Raw genomic sequence first — 16127 nt, 5'->3', positions numbered from 1 at the left:
GGACCGGCCGAGCGAGAGCGCACGTTTTTCCCCACTTCATCCGAACGCTCGAGTATGCTCGAGACGACGCTGTGTTTCCCGCTCCGAGACGGCGATTCGAACGCGGATCGCGAAGTCCTCCTCATCGAGAAACGCCGCGGCCTCGGCGAAGGCTGGTACAACGGCCCCGGCGGCAAGTGCGAACCCGGCGAAACCCCACGAGAGTGTGCCGTCCGCGAAACCGAAGAAGAGGTCGGCCTCGAGGTCACAGACCTCGAGCAAGCCGGTGAACTCACCTTTCTGCTCGATGGAGACATCCACTCGGTCTGTTACGTCTTTCGCACGCGGTCGTTTACCGGCGAGCCGACCGCGTCCGACGAGGCCCACCCGGAATGGGTCCCCATCGAGGACGTGCCATACGATCGGATGTGGGACGACGATCACCTGTGGCTACCCGGCGTGCTCGAGGGACGGACCGTCGTCGGCGAATTCCGGTTCGAAGGCGGCGAGCCCCTCGACGAAGCCGAGTTCGTCGGGCACGACCTCGAGTGGGACGGCTCGTTTTGAGCGGTCGATCGGCTAGCGGTGTGACGGGTTAGGGTTTCAACACAACCTTGCCCGAACTCTGCCGGTCCTCGATGTACTGGTGGGCGTCGGCAGCGTCTTCGAGCGCGAACGACTCGCCCACCACGACCTCGAGCTCGCCGCTCGCGAGGCTCTCGGTGAGGTCGGGCACCGCCTGCATGACGCGGCTCGGGTCGTGGGTCGCAGCCTGACCGAGGTGGAAGCCTTTGACGGTCTTGTTCTCGAAGAGCAATCGTCGGTTGCTGACCTCGGCGGGGACGCCGCTTGCGACGCCGTAGGTGACCATCCGGCCGAAGTGGGCCATCGCGTCGAGGCTGCGTTCGAAGACGTCGTCCCCGACGCTCTCTAAGACGAGGTCGACACCCTCGCCGTCGGTTTCGTCCGCGACGACCTCGCGGAAGTCCGTCTCGGTGTAGTTGATCGGGTGGTCACAGCCCAGTTCGGCTGCCAGGTCGAGCTTTTCCTGCGAACTCGCGGTACCGAAGACCTCCGCGCCGGCGTTCGACGCCAGCTGAACCGCAGCCGTACCGACCCCGCCTGCAGCGGCCTGGATCAGGACTGACTCGCCTTCCTCGAGGCCACCCCACGCGAACAGACAGCTATGCGCGGTGAGAAACTGAATCGGGAAGCCGGCGGCTTCCTCGAAGTCCATCGCTTCCGGCACGGGAAAGAGCATCTCGGCGTTCGCGACGGTGTATTCGGCGTAGCCGCCGGTTTCGACCATCGCGACGACGCGGTCGCCCTCCGAGACGTCCTCGACGCCGTCACCGACCGCGTCGATCCGCCCTGCGGCTTCCATCCCAGGAGCGTATGGCGGCTCGGGACCGCCCGGATAGAGGCCGCGACGCTGCATGATGTCCGCGAAGTTGATCCCCGCCGCCTCGACGGCGATGCGGACCTCGCCCGGGCCTGGCTCTGGACGGTCCGTGTCGATGACTGCGAGTCGATCGCTGTCGCCGTATTCTGTTACCTCGATCGCTTTCATACTACTCCTGCGGGCGACAGGCGGATAAACCTCTGAGAACCGGAGGAAACGAACGGTCAGTTGTGAGACTCAGTCACGGACCGAGACGCTATAGCTGGTCGATGATCTCGTCGGCAAACGTCGACAGCGCCGCCTCTCGGTCGTCATTCTGGATCCCGATAATAGCGTGATCGAGGCTCAGTTCCTCGAGCCGACCGAAGTAGTCGCGGAACCACTCGACGCCAGCCCGGAAGCCCAGATGCAGCGGTTCGGGCTCGGCCGTTCGGTCGTCGGCCAACTCGACGCGAACCGCGATCGCGAAGGGTTTTTCGCCGGCTCGGTCGCGCCAGTCGTGGAGGTAGCTCTCGAGCGTGCGCTCGGGCAGGTGATAGAACAGCCAGCCGTCGCCGTGCTCGGCGATCCACTCTTTCGACTGGCGGGCGTGGCCGGTCGGGAGCAGCGGAATCGTCTCCGTCGTCGGTTCCGGCACGACGTCGAGGTCGCCCTCGAGCGATCCCCACTGACCCTCGAGTTCCGGAAAGTCCTCGCGCCAGACCGTCCGGACGGCGTCGACGGACTCGCGAAACAGTTGCCCACGGTCGTCGGGATCGACGTCGAAAGCGGGGTACTCCGGGTCGCGGTCGCCGGAGGCGATTCCGAGGACGAGCCGCCCGTCCGAGAGCTGGTCGACCGTCGCCGCGGATTTGGCAACGTGGAGCGGATGGCGAAGCGTGAGGACGACACTCGAGGTGCCGAGCGCGATCTCATCGGTGTGGGCCGCGACGTGTGAGAGCCACGGCCAGGTGTCGAACGTCTGGCCGGCGTCGCCGAACTTCGGCCAGTAGGTCGGGACGTCACGCGCCCAGAGGCCGTCGAAGCCGACCGCCTCGGCGTGTTTGGCGAGTCGCAGTTCGGCGTCGATATCCGGCTGTGAGCGGTTCGTGCCCGTCAGCGGGAAGCCGGCACCGAAGGTCAGGCAGTCGTGGTCGAACAGGCGTCGGTAGCCAGCGTTTACGTGTCCTCCGGAGTGCATTCGCTCGTGTTATCGGGCGAAGCGGTATGACGATGGCGTTGTCCGACGGCCGTTGCTGGACGGCGACGGTCACAGCTATAGTAACAACTGAAACGATTCACACCGATCGCACAGCCATCGTGCGATCGGGTGTGCATTGACTTTCAGTGGCTACTATAGTCCACCACTCACGCGATACTGACCGCGTTGCCACTCGGCGAGGCGAAAAAGTGGAAATTCGAGATGGCAGCCTGGTCGTCAGTCGAGCCGATCAGTCGTCGGCGGGTGCAGCGCCGGAGCCGTCCTGGGCCTGCTCTTTGGTCCAGGAGAGCTTGCCACCGGCCGCGAGGATTGCGCGTTCGCGTTCGGAGGCGTTGAGCGTCGCCGTGTACTCGTCCTCGCCGTTGACGCGGACGGTGAACTCTTCCTGACCGGAGGTGACGGCGTCGTAGACGTCGTCGACGATCTCGATCTCGTCGCCCTGTTCGATGTTCTCGTAGGTGTCCTCGTCGATCGTCAGCGGGACGATACCGAAGTTGAAGAGGTTCGCACGGTGGATACGAGCGAAGCTCTGTGCGAGGACGCCCTCGATGCCGAGGTACATCGGGCACATGGCGGCGTGCTCACGCGAGGAGCCCTGGCCGTAGTTCTCGCCGGCGACGAGGAAGCCACCGTCTGCGTCAGCGGCCCGCTGCGCGAAGGTCTCGTCGACGCGGCTGAGGGTGAACTCCGAGAGCTTGTCGATGTTCGACCGGTACATCAGGATGTCCTGCGTCGCAGGGATGATGTGGTCGGTCGTGATGTTGTCCTCCATTTTGAGGAGGGCGTCGCCTTCGATCTCGGAGCCGAGCTGGTCTTTCAGCGGCACGTCGCCGATGTTCGGGCCCTTGACGAGCTCGTCGTCCGGCGCCTCGTCGGGCGTGATGAGGTCGGTCTTCGAGCCGTCGTACTCGTCGGGCAGCTCGATGCCGGGTGCCTCGAGGTCGCCGAGTTCGTCGGCGAGGTCGCGCGGGTCGATGATCTCGCCTTTGATCGCCGCGGCGGCGGCGACCTCCGGCGAACAGAGGAAGACGTTGTCGTCTTCGATCCCCGAGCGGCCCTCGAAGTTGCGGTTGAACGTCCGCAGCGAGACCGAATCGGAGGCGGGGACGTGGCCGATTCCGATACAGGCACCACACGTCGCTTCCGAGAAGTTGACGCCGGCGGCCATCATCTCCGCGACCCAGCCCTCACGGGCGAGCATCTCGGAGGCCTGCTTGGAGCCGGGCGCGACGATCATCTCGGTCGTCGGGTTGACCTCGCGGCCCTCGAGCATCTTCGCGGCCGGGAGAATGTCCTCGTAGCCGCCGTTGGTACAGGAGCCGACGATGACCTGCTCGACGGATTCGCCTGCGACCTCGCTGACGGGCACGACTTTGTCCGGCATCGAGGGCTGGGCGATCAGCGGTTCGAGGTCCGAGAGGTCGACGACGATTTCGTCGTCGTACTCGGCGTCGTCGTCGGGCTGGAGCTCGACGTACTCGTCGCCGCGGTTGAGTCGCTCGAGGTAGTCTTTGGTCTGCTCGTCGGTCGGGAAGATCGACGTCGTCGCACCGAGCTCGGTGCCCATGTTGGTGATGGTCATCCGCTCGGGTGCGGTGAGCGACTCGACACCGGGACCGGTGTACTCGAGGATCTTGCCGACGCCGCCCTTGACGGTCAGCCGTCGCAGGAGTTCGAGGATGACGTCTTTCGCGGTGGCCCACTCGGGGAGTTCGCCCTCGAGACGGACGTTGACGACTTCGGGCATCTCGATGTAGTAGGGTGCGCCACCCATCGCGACGGTGACGTCGATCCCGCCAGCGCCGATGGCGAGTTCGCCGAGGCCGCCGGGCGTCGGCGTGTGACTGTCCGAGCCCAGCAGGGTCTTGCCGGGAGCCGCGAAGTTCTCGCGGTGGACGTTGTGGCAGATGCCGTTACCGGGGCGAGAGAAATAGGCGCCGTAGGTACCGGCTGCAGAGCGGAGGAAACGGTGGTCGTCGGTGTTTTTGAAGTCGAACTGGTAGGTCTGGTGGTCACAGTACTGGGCTGCGATCTCGGTCTGGACCTCGTCCAGCCCCATCGCTTCGAACTGGAGCCAAACCATGGTCCCGGTCGTGTCCTGTGTGAGGACCTGGTCGATCTCGATACCGATCTCCTCGCCGGTCTCGAGTTCGCCCTCGACGAGGTGGTCGTCGAGGATCTTCTCGGTGAGTGTCTGTCCCATAGCACACCGAACTGGGCCGTCTATCCTGATAAAACCAGCGTGTTTCGACGAAATCCAACCCCAGTCAGCGAATTCGAGACGAACTCACTCAAATGGCCCAAAATAGTGTAAAACGGAATAATACGGCCTTCTAAACTGAGACTATCGAACAAAATGGGTTTCGATCGGTCGATCACGACGATACCGCACCGATTGCGGATTCCACGTCCGAATCGGGCTCGTGAGCACGTGGCCGTCGGTGCCGATGACGAACTGTGCAGCCTGCGACGCCACCGCACTCGAGACGGTCGATCGAGGCAGTGTCGATCGGTGACACGGTCTGCTGTACCGATGTCCCGGCGCACCCGCAAGACGGGTCGCGGGTGCGCCGGCACCCACTGACAGGAGTTCGTATGAGACGGCATCGGTCGGGACAGCACGTGACGTGACAAGTGGTACCGACGCCTCGAGAGGCCGTGAACGGACATGCTTTTTTCGTCGCCGCGGCGTTAGCACAGGTATGTTCCGTTCCGGTGTGTTCGTCGCCGACCACGTTTCGCCGACGACCGACGCGCAGGTCCAGCCCAACGGGGTCGATCTCACCGCCGACGTCGTCTTCGAGCAGCTGGAACCGGGCCGTATCGGCCGGGACGGCAAAGAGATCGGCGAGCGGATCGCCCGCCCGCTCGAGGAACTCGAGCAGAAAGATCCCGACACCTACTACCTGCCGGCGGGGGCCTACGTGGTCCGCTACGGCGAGCGGATCGCGATCCCCGAGGGCCACATCGGCTTCGTCTACCCCCGGTCGTCGCTCATGCGCAACTCCTGTATGCTCAACACGGCGGTGTGGGACGCCGGCTACGAGGGTCGCGGGGAAGGCTTGCTGCAGGTCCACCACGACATCGAACTCGAGCGCGGTGCCAGAATCGCCCAGCTCGTCTTCGCCGAGGCCGACCACGAAGACAGCTACGACGGCAGTTACCAGGGCGAGAACCTCGAGTGACCGGCACCTAGCGCTGACGCCGTCGTCCCCTCGCCTACCGGTTCGCATACCGTTTTGCCGTTCCCCGACCTACGCTCGAGCGAGCCCCGATGATGGCGACCACCCACGCGTTTACCGGCCTCGCGGTCGTCGCGCCGCTCGCCTACGCCCTCCCCGAGTTCGCGGCCGCGCTCGCCGTCGGCGCGATCCTCGGTGGCATCGCCCCCGACTTCGATCTCGTCTTCGCTCATCGACGGACGCTGCACTTCCCCGTCAGCGGACTCGGTATCGCCGTTCCGACCGTCGCTCTCGCGGCAGTTTTCCCCTCGAGTCAGACCGTCGCGGTCGCCGCGTTCGCCGTTACGGCCTGGCTCCACGCCGCAAGCGACGCGATCGACGGCGGCCTGGAGATGGACCCGTGGAACGACCGCACCGAGCGTGCCGTGTACGATCACGTCCGCAGCCGGTGGATTCGGCCGCGGCGCTGGATCCGCTACGATGGCGCGCCAGAAGACGCTGCGGTCGCCGTCGCGCTCGCGATCCCGGCGCTTGTCGTCTTCGACGGCTGGCTCACTCCTGTCATCGCCGGTGGCGTAGCCGTCTCGGTGTGCTACGCGCTCGTTCGGCGGCGACTCGTCGCGTGGACACCCGATTGGCTCGAGTGACCGTTCGGGTTCGGCGACTGTCTCGCGAGCCGAAGTCGGAACGCTGATACGCTCGCTCACCAAGCGGCCCAGTATGGTCGACCAGCTCGCCGCCAGAACGACACATCTGGTATTTGCTGCTCTCTGGGCCGGTAGCGTCTGTTTCGTCGCCGCCGTCGTCTTACCGCTGGCACGCGACGGCGCGTTCAACACGACCCGCCCGCTCGAGGTCATTTCGGGCAGGCTCACCACCGTCTCGCGGGTGAGCTCGCTCGTCCTGTTCCTCTCGGGGAGCCACCTGGCGGGGACTACCTACACCGTCGAGAGCCTCTTTGGATCGATCAACGGGTGGCTGGTGCTCGCGATGGTCGCGCTCTGGCTGGCCCTGACTGCGCTCGTCGAAATCGGCGCGAAGCGCTTCGAGGCCGGCCTCACCGGAAAGAAGATCCGCGAGCCGGCGCGCGAGGCACTGCCGGTATTCTGGGCTGCTGCGATCGTTTCCATCGGACTGCTGGTCGTTGCCGGGCTGCTCTCGGCCAACGTCGCACGGCTGCTGTAGGCGGGCCGATACGACCGGCGCTGGTGCGCCAGACGGACGTTCTTGCGAAAGATACTTAGTCGGTTACTGTAAGATACTCGCTAATGATCAGGGGTAAAGAAATGGTCGTCTCACTTCTCGCAGTGGGGACGGCCGCTGTGGCCGGCTACGTCCTCCAATCTGAGCGATCGCGGACCGCCGCGTCGCGATCGAAAGCCGACCTCGGCGCCCGGCTTGTCAGCCCGGCCGACGTGCCGGCCGACGCGACGGTCGTCGACGCGTCCGCGCGACGGCTCGGCGAAATCCCCGGTGCGCGACGCGCACTGGACCGAGCAGTCCGCAACGGCGCGCGCGACGAGTGGGAACATATCACACTCGAGCGCGACGGAGCCTGGTCGGTCGTCGACCGGATTCGCGAGTCGCTGCCCTACTACGAGTCCGACACCGACGCCTACAACGGCGTCTACGTCCGATACAACGACCGCATCGTCGTCCTCGATGCGATTGGCTGGGCCCGGCTCGAGGAACCGATTCAGTAATCGACGCGGATACGTCCGGGTTGTTCTGCCCTCCCCGTCTCGTGCGGTCGTCGTCGAGAGCTACGGGCTCTAGTTGCCGCCGACCGTCACTGCACACCCGATCGCACGGGGGCTGCGTGGGTGCCAATCGGTTCAGTTGTTACGAACGATAACGCTCCCGCGCCGCCGACGGGCTAACCGTCAGTCGGCCCCGAATCGCAACCACTACCACCGCGGCCACCAGAGCCCCATCCATGCAACTGGGCCTGATTGGACTCGGACGGATGGGACAGATCGTCGTCGGCCGAACCCTCGCGGCGGGCCACGAGGTCGTCGCCTTCGACCTCGATGACGACGCCGTCGCGACGGCGGCCGACACCGGTGCCGACCCCGCCGACTCGCTCGCGGACTTCGTCGACCAGCTCGGATCGGAGAAACGCATCTGGCTGATGGTGCCCGCCGGCGAGGCGGTCGACGTCACGCTCGAGGAGCTCGAACCCCATCTCGACGCGGACGACGTCGTCGTCGACGGTGGGAACTCCTACTTCGAGGACTCCGTCCGCCGTGCCGAGTCCTGTCCCGCCGCGTATCTCGACTGTGGCACCTCCGGCGGCCCTGCGGGTGCCGAACTCGGCTTCTCGCTGATGGTCGGCGGCCCCCAGTGGGCCTACGACGAACTCGAGCCGGTCTTCGACGCCGTCGCGACCGGCCCCGACGGCCACGAACGGATGGGGCCCGCCGGCTCGGGCCACTACGTCAAGATGATCCACAACGGCGTCGAATACGCGCTCATGCAGGCCTACGGCGAGGGCTTCGAGCTACTCCACGAGGGACGGTTCGATCTGGATCTCGAGAACGTCGCCTCGGTCTGGAACAACGGCGCGGTGATCCGCTCGTGGCTGCTCGAACTCTGTGAGGAGGCCTTCCGCGAAGAGGGCACCGACCTCGGGACGGTGGCCGACCGCGTCGAGGGCGGGTCGACCGGCACGTGGACCGTCCAGGAGGGCCTCGAGCAGGAAGTTCCCCTACCGCTGATCTACACGGCGCTGTCCGAACGGTTCGGGTCGCGAGCCGACGACGGCCGGTTCTCGCGGCGGCTCGCGAACCGCCTCCGCTACGGGTTCGGCCGTCACGAAGTCCCACGACGGGAGTGACTGGCAAACCCGGCGCGTTTTTCTCCAGCGTCGTTCGACGGAAAGCTTGAGTCATTCTCTTTACTCCCGGCGACCCACCAGTAGTTATGAAATCGTTTCAGCCGCCTTCCTCCACAGTCGATACCTCGCCAAGCATGACCGTCGTCGACCTCGTTGCCCGGGCCGACGACGCTGATCCGGTCGCCCTCGAGCCGCTGTACGACGCGATCGATCCCGACCTCCTCGACGGACTGGCCGACGCGGACGGCTTTTCCACGCTCGAGTTCCGCTATCACGGCTACACCGTTCGCGTTACAGGCGGCGACGACGGCATTGCGGTCTCGCTCGTGGATGCGGACGTCTCGGCCGACGGCTCGAGTGGCGTCTCTACAGACACCGAATCGTCGACGTAAGACGCGCAGCCGGTGCGCAAAAAGGGGAACCGTTATGTCTCCGTTGTGGCTAGTAGTGCTCGAGGGCGCGTAGCTCAGTGGACAGAGTCCTTGGTTCCGGACCAAGATGTCGGGGGTTCAAATCCCTCCGCGCCCGTGCAGCGAGGAACGCAGTGACGAGCGAACCGGCACGGAGGGATTTGAATCAGAGAGTGACGCGAAGCGGAACGACCGTGGTTCAAATCCCTCTCGCGCCTCGTTTTTGTGACGACAAGTAATCGTGGAGGGCAGCGTACAGTGCTCGAGCGCGTCCGGTTCTGAACCGGGCGCAGTAGCTATAGGAGTTTTACATGAGGGGCGATTGCGGACCGCTATCGACAGAGACACACCACTGTTGCAAGTGAAGCTGCAGAACGCGACAGGGGGTAGGTGTAACCCTCCGGTGGCTCGAGCCACGCGATCCCGAGGAGACGGCGTGAGCGGTTAGCAACCGTGTTGTGGCCGGTTTTATCCGACTGATCTAGTATACAGTATCTAAATTACCTATCAGCGCTTTAGACGAAACCGTGGACTGTTCTCTCTTGCACTCCCACTAGACTAGTCTTCACATGAAACAGTGGTGTGTGTGAGTTCACTTGCATCAGATGAAAGAGTGGCTTTAAATAGTATATGTCGCTTGATACGGATATGCCTCGGTTCGAGCGGAAGCAGAACATCTTCCGGAACAAGGACGCCCTGGGGGAGTCATACCAGCCCGAACGGATCGAAGAGCGCGACGACGAGATCGAGGCGTACATGGACGCGCTCCAGCCTATCATCGACGGCTGGGAGCCGAACAACATCTTTCTGTATGGGAACACGGGCGTCGGTAAGACCGCCGTCACCGACTACCTCCTCGACGTCCTCCAGGAAGACGTCACCGAGTACGACGACGTCGACCTCTCCGTGCTCAGCGTCAATTGCAAGACGCTCAACTCGTCGTATCAGGTCGCCGTCGAGTTGGTCAACACGCTCCGGCCCGCCGGTGCCGAGATCAGCACGACCGGCTACCCCCAACAGACCGTCTTCAAGAAACTCTACAGCGAACTCGAGGCACTCGGCGGCACGGTCGTTATCGTCCTCGACGAGATCGACTCGATCGGCGACCGAGACGAACTGCTGTACGAACTCCCGCGGGCACGCTCGAACGGCTATCTCGAGGCGACGAAGGTCGGCCTCATCGGCATCAGTAACGACTTCAAGTTCCGCGAACAGCTCGATCCTCGAGTGCAGGATACGCTCTGTGAGCGTGAACTCCAGTTTCCGCCCTACGAGGCGTCCGAACTGACGAACATCCTCGAGTCGCGAGCCGAGGTCGCGATCGCGGACGAGCGCTGTGACGACGGCGTCCTGAATCTCTGTGCGGCACTCGCCGCACGCGACAGCGGGAGCGCGAGGCAGGCGCTCGATCTGCTGCGACTGGCCGGGGAAGTCGCGGAGAACAACGACGACGACGAGATTCAGGAACGCCACGTCGACCAGGCACGCTCGAAACTCGAGCAGGAACGCGTCGAAGAAGGAATGCGGGAACTGACGACCCACGGCCGCCTCGCCTTGCTGGCGGTCGTCTCGAAGGCTGCCAAGGAGTCGACGCCCTGTCGAACGCGGGAACTCTACCAGGAGTACGAGGCGCTGTGTGAGTCGGCGGGGACGGATTCTCTCGCCCAGCGGTCGGTGCACAACCACCTCTCCGATCTCCGGATGCTCGGCATCCTCTCGGCGAAGGAAAACCGCAGCGGGTCTCGTGGCAACTACTACAGTTACGAACTCGACGTCCCGTTTACGAGCGCCGTCGACGCGATGGCCGACGTGCTCTATCTCGATGCGGAGATCGAGACGATTCGCGACATCGCACGGATGAACAGCGTCGTTTGAGACGGGCGCCGCTCCGTGGGTCCGCGACCAGCCAGCGAGTGTGCCAGAACCATGTCACAGCAGTCCGTCTGCGCCGATCGGTCGGCACTCACACACGGACGAGTCCGCCCACACCACTCTTGCGAGTGAACGCCGGTCGGCACGATGTGACTCACTGGACCACGCCGGTTTCGCACCGTTTCACGTGAGCCAGTGCTGGCATCGCGTTTCACTTGTACGGGTGGTGTGCTACCGCCAAGCAGTACGTGATGTTTAGTCATCATATCGAGTCCGCCCCTCGAGTCGGCGTGTGTTCACATGCAATAGTGGTGTCCGGAGGGGATGTAGATCGAACCAGCCACCAGTGTGATCTATTCACATGAAACGGTGGTGTGTCGCCACCCAGTTCACTTGAATCGGTGGTGTGCGTCGGACGACAGTCGGGACCCACGAGCCGAACTGACACTTCTCGGTGAGTGCCCGTACGCATCTAATCGTGCCCCGACGCCTGTAGCCGATGGCAACGGCGTCTCGAGGACGATCGGTGTGAACCCTGTCGTCCGGCAGTATGAACGACCAGCCCCAATCCAGTCGCTCTCCTGGCTCGAGTCGACCGCGCTTGCCGCTCGTTTTATACCCTCGTCGGCACAATGACAGCAGTATTGACAGTCATCGATGGGAAGACAAAAGCGAAACATCGCGGTCCGGTTTTTCGGTGGGGCGGGGAACTACACGACCGTTCTCGAGCACCTTTGCACGTTCGTCCTTACAGAGAACCCAACCGAAACGGCAGTCCTCGAGTGGTGTCGGTCGAACACCCGGGCGACGAGCAGTGACGGCATCCGGCGTCGCCTGACCTTTCTCGAGGGGATCGAGTTGCTCGAGGTCGATGCGGATTGCGTTCGGCTCACCCAACAAGGACTCACGTGGCTCTCGGAGACCGATCCGGCGGTGCTCTACGAGCTGCTCTCGGACAACGTCCGCGGCTTCGAGACGATGCTCGAGGCGCTGCTCGATGGTCCAAAGACGGACGCTGAGTTAGGGGCGGCGATCACGGCTGCCCATCCTGAGGTCAACTGGACTGACGCGTCCGGTCCCGCTCAACATCGGGGCTGGCTGCAGAGTCTCGGCTACGTCGAGCGATCCGACGGCGTGAACTCGCTGACGAACAGCGGCCGGGGGCTGGCACGTCGACAGACCTCGACGTATCCGGCTCTCGAGCGGGGCGCGTCGTATACACAGACCGACCTCGAGGATGCCTTCGATACCAGCTTCGGTTCTTACATCAAGGGCATCAATCCGCGAACGACCGACGAGGGTGAGCTCTCGTACATCATCGTCAAAGCTCGCGAGGACGGCCCCTACGGCGACGAGATCGACGGCGATCGCTTTACATACATCGGCGAAGGCGTGCCCGAAAAAGGCGATCAACAGTTGACCGGTGCTAACAGCGCGCTCCTCGAGCAGTCAGCGTGCTCGACCGTCCCGGTGTACTTCTTTTACCAGCCGGCAGACAGCGATACCCTCCGGTACGAAGGACTGGTCGACGTCGTCGACACCGAGTACGTCGCTCGGGACGGCCGGATGGTCTATCAGTTCACCATGAAGAACCTCGAGATCGGCCCGGAACGGTTCAAGGCGCTTATGGAGTCTGTTTCCGGAGATATCGAGGAAGACGAACCAGCGCTGACCGACGACGAAGACGAATTCACCGAAGTCCAGCGGCGGGTTCGCTCGAGTTCGTTCGCGAAGACAGTTACAGCCGCCTACGACGCTCGGTGTGCCATCTGTGGAGCCGCCCGTGAATCCCCTGACGGCACCACCGATATCGAAGCTGCACACATCTATCCCAAACGAGAGAACGGGCGTGATACCGTTCGAAACGGGCTCGCCCTCTGTCGACTCCACCACTGGGCGTTCGACAGCGGGTGGCTCGCGGTGGCCGACGACTATCGGATCCTGGTCGCCGATCGGCCCGATCTCGAGGGGTACGAGGAGTTCGCACCGCTCGAGAACGAGTCACTTACGCTGCCCACGAACGAGGAACAGCGGCCACACGCGACATTCCTCGCTGCACATCGCGAACGGCACGGGTTCGAATCGTCATAACCTGCCCGACACGTCCGCAGCCGACGAACCTTACACGGGTTCTCGAAGCGCCCAGACGTCTTCGAGGGGCTCGAGCCGGTGTGGTTCCGCCCCGCGGTCGGTCAGAATCCCGGTGTGGTACAGCATCGCTTTCAGCTGGAACACTGTCGGCGAGTGGTAGATAGAGCCGTCTGCGAGCGCCGAGTGCCGAAGCTCACCGTCGTCGGTCAGCACCCGGCTTCGGACGCCGTCATCGCCCCGGATGAACAACTCGACGGTAAAAGACGGATGCAGTTCGTGCAGATACTCGACCGTGTCGACCAGCGACGGCTCCGTGATCCCGTCCTCGAACATCGTCTGTAACTCCGTGACCAGCAGTTCGGTCGCGGGATACGCAAAGACCACCCGTCGAGCCAGCCGTCCCCACGCCGGTGCGAGGTCGACGAACCGTTTCGGCGAGCGATACCAGTCCTCGAACTCCGCGAGCGCTGCCTCGACGGACCCACAGTGGGCCTTCGCGAACCGGACGACCTCCTCGCCGAGCGAGGTCAGTTCGACACCAGTGACGCCGTCCTCGATCAATCCCAGAAACGCAGCCCCACGTCGGGCGTCCGTAACGGCACTGACGATCTTGTACTCCGACAGCAGGGCCTCGGTGTCCCCAGCCGCGTAGTGTGCCAGCGGATAGCCGAGGTAGTTCTTGGGATGGTTCAACCCGAACGACGCCTCCGCGACCCCTTGCGTGCTCGCCTGAAACCGCAGCGCCGTCGCCTCGCTCGTCGTCCGGTTGCCGACGACGCGGGGCACCTCGAGTACCTCGACTGTTCCCGCCGCATCCACACCGAGCACGCCGACGTTCAACTCCCGTGCGAGCGTCCGGTCGCTCTCGGAGATCGCAGTTGCTGGCGCGGCCAGATAGGCCGCGTTCGCCTCGTGGAGTCGGTCGTAGGCCTGGACGATCCCGCGTTGGGTGTCGACGCCGCCGCTCGCGTGGCCTTTCGCCTCGATGGCGATCAGCGGTGGATCGTCGCCGAGCCGTTCGACGGCCAGCAGCTCGGACTCGAGGGAGCGTACGCCGACGAGATCGGGATAGCCGCCACCGATCCGGACGTGATTGAACGGGGCCAGCCGGTCCCGGATCGCGGGCTCGATGGGCTGGCCGGGGAGCCATTCCGCCGTCGCGAACTGGGTGTCGGCCACCGCGTACGCGGTCGACTCAGCCTCGTCCGGGAAGAGCCGCCGTTTCGTGTGGGCCAGTACCTGTGGTTCCGTCAGCGGTCCAGCCGCACTACTCATGCGTCGTCATTGGCCAGTGCGCTCATTATTGTTCTGGCAGCGGTGCACCGAACGAGGCCGTCGAGTCATACGGTCTGGAGTCACTGTTTCCTTGCGCACCCGCAGACGGGTTGCGAATGTGCCGGAACTGACTGACAGCAGTCCGTATAAGCGTTTGTGTCTCGAGCACGTTCCGGGAGCTATGAGCGAGACCGATGCAATCCTCGTCTACGACGACGACTGTGGCTTCTGTACGTGGTGGGCTGAGTTCTTCGACGCACGCTCGGACCTCCGCATCGTCGGCTTTCGCGACCTCTCTGACGAGTTGCGCGAGCGCCTGCCCGACGACTACGAGGACTGTGCCCACCTGGTGACCGACGACGAGGTCTACTCCTGTGGGGCCGCGATCGACGAAGCGCTCGTCCGCGCCGACGTTGGCGGCCCCGTCGACGATGTCGTCACGTTCCTCCGCCAGTTCGACGACTACGAGCAGTACCGCGAGCGCGCCTATCGGTGGGCCGCAAACAATCGCGATCAGTTGGGACGGTATCTCTCGACGACGCCGCCAGCACGTCGGGAGTCCGAGGACCGCTAATCGCCGTCCAGAGAGCGCAACGCCGCTCCGGCGACCGCGACGACGAGCCCGGCTATGGCGAGCAGTCCGAGCCCGGGCGCGTACGACCCGGTGCGGTCGTACAGCGATCCGACCAGCATCGGTCCCAGAAAGCCCCCGATCTCACCGACTGCGAAAATGAATCCCACCGCCGTGCCGGTTAGCCGCGCACCGATCCCCTCGAGATCCGGCGGGATCGCCCGGATGAGCGGCGAGAGTCCCCCGAAGCCAAAGCCGGTGACGACGACGCTCCCGAGCAGCAGGACGCCGAGGTCGCTCGCGATCACACCCGAAACCCCGAGGCCGGCGACGAGCCCACACGCCATCAAAGCGGTGCGGCGCGCACCCAGCCGGTCGGCCACTGCGGGGACGATCATCACGCCGGCGACGTTGGCGACGACGAGCAGGCTCGTCGTCCGGCCTGCCCGGTCGGGCGTATAGCCCCGCGCCTCGAGCAGCGTCGGGAGCCAGCCCTGCATCCCGTGCGCGATCAGCAGATACATCGTGCCGACGACGACCACGAGCTGGAGGTCACGATGGGTGAGTACGACCCTGAGATCACGGCGAATCGCCACGAGCGAAAGCGACGAGTCCGCCGCGTCGGCGTCGTTGGCCGCGCGATTGCGCGCGTCGATGTGCAGTCGGCGGGCGACGACGGCCCACAGCAGGCCGTAGCCGATCGCGACGACGCCGCTCCAGAAGAACAGGGGCCGCCAGCCGCCGAGCGCCGGACCGAGGATCGGCCGGCCGATGGCGAATGCACTCGCCGTCCCCGCCGACGCGCCGACGAGGTAGATCGAGGAGGGAACGCCGGTTTCGGCGGGCGGGAACAGCACGGAGACGAGCTTTGGCAGCCCGAAGGTGATGGCCGTCGCGCCGACGCCGATCAGCAGCGTCGCCGCGAGCAACGAGGGGAAGCCGGCCGCGAAACTGCGGGCGAGCTGGGCGATACCGTAGATCACCACGCCGGCTGTGAGGCTCCGACCCGGTCCGACGCGGTCGACGACGATCCCCATCCCAAGCGCGATCGGGATGTACGTCAGCGGGACCGCACCTGCGACCACGCCGGCCTGCGTGCCCGACAGCTCGAGGTCGGCGATGATCGTCGAGAGATACGCCGGCAACGAGAACCAGACGAACATCAGGCAGGCGTAGCCGACCGTCCCGGCGACGACGGCCCCGTACGCGAGCCGTCGGCTCATACGGTCTGCTGTCACTGGTTATCCGCGCAACCGCACGACGAATCTCGGTTGCACCGACACTGACTGACAGCAGTCCGTATCATCC

Annotated in this window: 15 protein-coding genes and 1 tRNA gene; 11 read left to right on the top strand and 5 right to left on the bottom strand. The window is 64.5% G+C overall.

The features are described 5' to 3' along the window. Positions 1–54: 54 nt before the first annotated feature. Positions 55–546: an 8-oxo-dGTP diphosphatase gene (locus tag ACFR99_RS08225; protein ID WP_390286196.1), complete on the top strand. Its 492-nt coding sequence runs from the start codon at positions 55–57 to the stop codon at positions 544–546. A gap of 28 nt (positions 547–574) precedes the next feature. Here ACFR99_RS08225 and ACFR99_RS08220 read toward each other — a convergent pair whose 3' ends face one another. The 3 genes from ACFR99_RS08220 to ACFR99_RS08210 form a co-directional block, all read right to left on the bottom strand. Next, positions 575–1549 (bottom strand): quinone oxidoreductase family protein, encoded by a 975-nt coding sequence (locus ACFR99_RS08220; RefSeq protein ID WP_390286194.1) that lies wholly within the window; start codon positions 1547–1549, stop codon positions 575–577. A gap of 88 nt (positions 1550–1637) precedes the next feature. Further along, positions 1638–2561: an LLM class oxidoreductase gene (locus tag ACFR99_RS08215; protein WP_390286192.1), complete on the bottom strand. Its 924-nt coding sequence runs from the start codon at positions 2559–2561 to the stop codon at positions 1638–1640. Positions 2562–2811: 250 nt separating this feature from the next. Next, positions 2812–4785, bottom strand: coding sequence for an aconitate hydratase (locus ACFR99_RS08210; RefSeq protein WP_390286190.1), 1974 nt, complete (start codon positions 4783–4785; stop codon positions 2812–2814). 499 nt (positions 4786–5284) lie between these two features. Between ACFR99_RS08210 and ACFR99_RS08205 the strand changes: the two genes are divergently transcribed. The 9 genes from ACFR99_RS08205 to ACFR99_RS08165 all read left to right on the top strand — a co-directional run bounded on the left by ACFR99_RS08205 (position 5285) and on the right by ACFR99_RS08165 (position 12973). Beyond that, on the top strand, positions 5285–5767 hold the full coding sequence (locus ACFR99_RS08205; RefSeq protein ID WP_390286188.1) for a deoxyuridine 5'-triphosphate nucleotidohydrolase: 483 nt from the start codon (positions 5285–5287) through the stop codon (positions 5765–5767). A gap of 89 nt (positions 5768–5856) precedes the next feature. Beyond that, a complete protein-coding gene (locus ACFR99_RS08200) occupies positions 5857–6411 on the top strand; it encodes a metal-dependent hydrolase (protein WP_390286186.1) in 555 nt (184 codons plus the stop codon). Positions 6412–6484: 73 nt separating this feature from the next. Further along, positions 6485–6949, top strand: coding sequence for a copper resistance protein CopD (locus ACFR99_RS08195; RefSeq protein WP_390286184.1), 465 nt, complete (start codon positions 6485–6487; stop codon positions 6947–6949). 83 nt (positions 6950–7032) lie between these two features. Beyond that, a complete protein-coding gene (locus tag ACFR99_RS08190) occupies positions 7033–7467 on the top strand; it encodes a hypothetical protein (RefSeq protein WP_390286182.1) in 435 nt (144 codons plus the stop codon). Between the two features lie 233 nt (positions 7468–7700). After that, a complete protein-coding gene (gnd, locus tag ACFR99_RS08185) occupies positions 7701–8600 on the top strand; it encodes a phosphogluconate dehydrogenase (NAD(+)-dependent, decarboxylating) (protein ID WP_390286180.1) in 900 nt (299 codons plus the stop codon). Positions 8601–8686: 86 nt separating this feature from the next. Then, positions 8687–8992 carry a HalOD1 output domain-containing protein gene (locus ACFR99_RS08180; protein ID WP_390286178.1) on the top strand — a complete coding sequence of 102 codons (306 nt, stop codon included), beginning with the start codon at positions 8687–8689 and terminating at the stop codon, positions 8990–8992. 63 nt (positions 8993–9055) lie between these two features. After that, a tRNA-Arg gene (locus ACFR99_RS08175) sits at positions 9056–9128 on the top strand. A 530-nt stretch (positions 9129–9658) separates the two neighbouring features. Then, a complete protein-coding gene (locus ACFR99_RS08170; RefSeq protein ID WP_390286176.1) occupies positions 9659–10885 on the top strand; it encodes an orc1/cdc6 family replication initiation protein in 1227 nt (408 codons plus the stop codon). 654 nt (positions 10886–11539) lie between these two features. Continuing rightward, positions 11540–12973 carry an HNH endonuclease gene (locus ACFR99_RS08165; RefSeq protein ID WP_390286174.1) on the top strand — a complete coding sequence of 478 codons (1434 nt, stop codon included), beginning with the start codon at positions 11540–11542 and terminating at the stop codon, positions 12971–12973. A gap of 30 nt (positions 12974–13003) precedes the next feature. Here ACFR99_RS08165 and ACFR99_RS08160 read toward each other — a convergent pair whose 3' ends face one another. Further along, a complete protein-coding gene (locus ACFR99_RS08160; protein WP_390286172.1) occupies positions 13004–14248 on the bottom strand; it encodes a hypothetical protein in 1245 nt (414 codons plus the stop codon). Between the two features lie 181 nt (positions 14249–14429). Between ACFR99_RS08160 and ACFR99_RS08155 the strand changes: the two genes are divergently transcribed. After that, complete coding sequence (locus ACFR99_RS08155; RefSeq protein WP_390286170.1) at positions 14430–14822, top strand: DCC1-like thiol-disulfide oxidoreductase family protein; 393 nt, start codon at positions 14430–14432, stop codon at positions 14820–14822. Here ACFR99_RS08155 and ACFR99_RS08150 read toward each other — a convergent pair. Continuing rightward, on the bottom strand, positions 14819–16042 hold the full coding sequence (locus ACFR99_RS08150; RefSeq protein WP_390286168.1) for an MFS transporter: 1224 nt from the start codon (positions 16040–16042) through the stop codon (positions 14819–14821). The two genes, ACFR99_RS08155 and ACFR99_RS08150, sit on opposite strands and share 4 nt — an antisense overlap. Between the last annotated feature and the right edge of the window lie 85 nt (positions 16043–16127).

Origin of the sequence: Haloarchaeobius amylolyticus, from assembly GCF_042678045.1 — an archaeon.
In the GTDB taxonomy this organism is placed as follows: Archaea; Halobacteriota; Halobacteria; order Halobacteriales; family Natrialbaceae; genus Natrinema; species Natrinema amylolyticus_A.
The sequence above is the reverse complement of the archived record's forward strand: the minus strand, read 5'-3'. Positions and strand labels throughout refer to the sequence as shown.

Coding starts and splice junctions, on each gene's coding strand:
- ACFR99_RS08225 (WP_390286196.1), top strand. CDS start 55: ATGCTCGAGACGACGCTGTGTTTCCCGCTCCGAGACGGCGATTCGAAC.
- ACFR99_RS08220 (WP_390286194.1), bottom strand. CDS start 1,549: ATGAAAGCGATCGAGGTAACAGAATACGGCGACAGCGATCGACTCGCA.
- ACFR99_RS08215 (WP_390286192.1), bottom strand. CDS start 2,561: ATGCACTCCGGAGGACACGTAAACGCTGGCTACCGACGCCTGTTCGAC.
- ACFR99_RS08210 (WP_390286190.1), bottom strand. CDS start 4,785: ATGGGACAGACACTCACCGAGAAGATCCTCGACGACCACCTCGTCGAG.
- ACFR99_RS08205 (WP_390286188.1), top strand. CDS start 5,285: ATGTTCCGTTCCGGTGTGTTCGTCGCCGACCACGTTTCGCCGACGACC.
- ACFR99_RS08200 (WP_390286186.1), top strand. CDS start 5,857: ATGATGGCGACCACCCACGCGTTTACCGGCCTCGCGGTCGTCGCGCCG.
- ACFR99_RS08195 (WP_390286184.1), top strand. CDS start 6,485: ATGGTCGACCAGCTCGCCGCCAGAACGACACATCTGGTATTTGCTGCT.
- ACFR99_RS08190 (WP_390286182.1), top strand. CDS start 7,033: ATGATCAGGGGTAAAGAAATGGTCGTCTCACTTCTCGCAGTGGGGACG.
- gnd (WP_390286180.1), top strand. CDS start 7,701: ATGCAACTGGGCCTGATTGGACTCGGACGGATGGGACAGATCGTCGTC.
- ACFR99_RS08180 (WP_390286178.1), top strand. CDS start 8,687: ATGAAATCGTTTCAGCCGCCTTCCTCCACAGTCGATACCTCGCCAAGC.
- ACFR99_RS08170 (WP_390286176.1), top strand. CDS start 9,659: ATGCCTCGGTTCGAGCGGAAGCAGAACATCTTCCGGAACAAGGACGCC.
- ACFR99_RS08165 (WP_390286174.1), top strand. CDS start 11,540: ATGGGAAGACAAAAGCGAAACATCGCGGTCCGGTTTTTCGGTGGGGCG.
- ACFR99_RS08160 (WP_390286172.1), bottom strand. CDS start 14,248: ATGAGTAGTGCGGCTGGACCGCTGACGGAACCACAGGTACTGGCCCAC.
- ACFR99_RS08155 (WP_390286170.1), top strand. CDS start 14,430: ATGAGCGAGACCGATGCAATCCTCGTCTACGACGACGACTGTGGCTTC.
- ACFR99_RS08150 (WP_390286168.1), bottom strand. CDS start 16,042: ATGAGCCGACGGCTCGCGTACGGGGCCGTCGTCGCCGGGACGGTCGGC.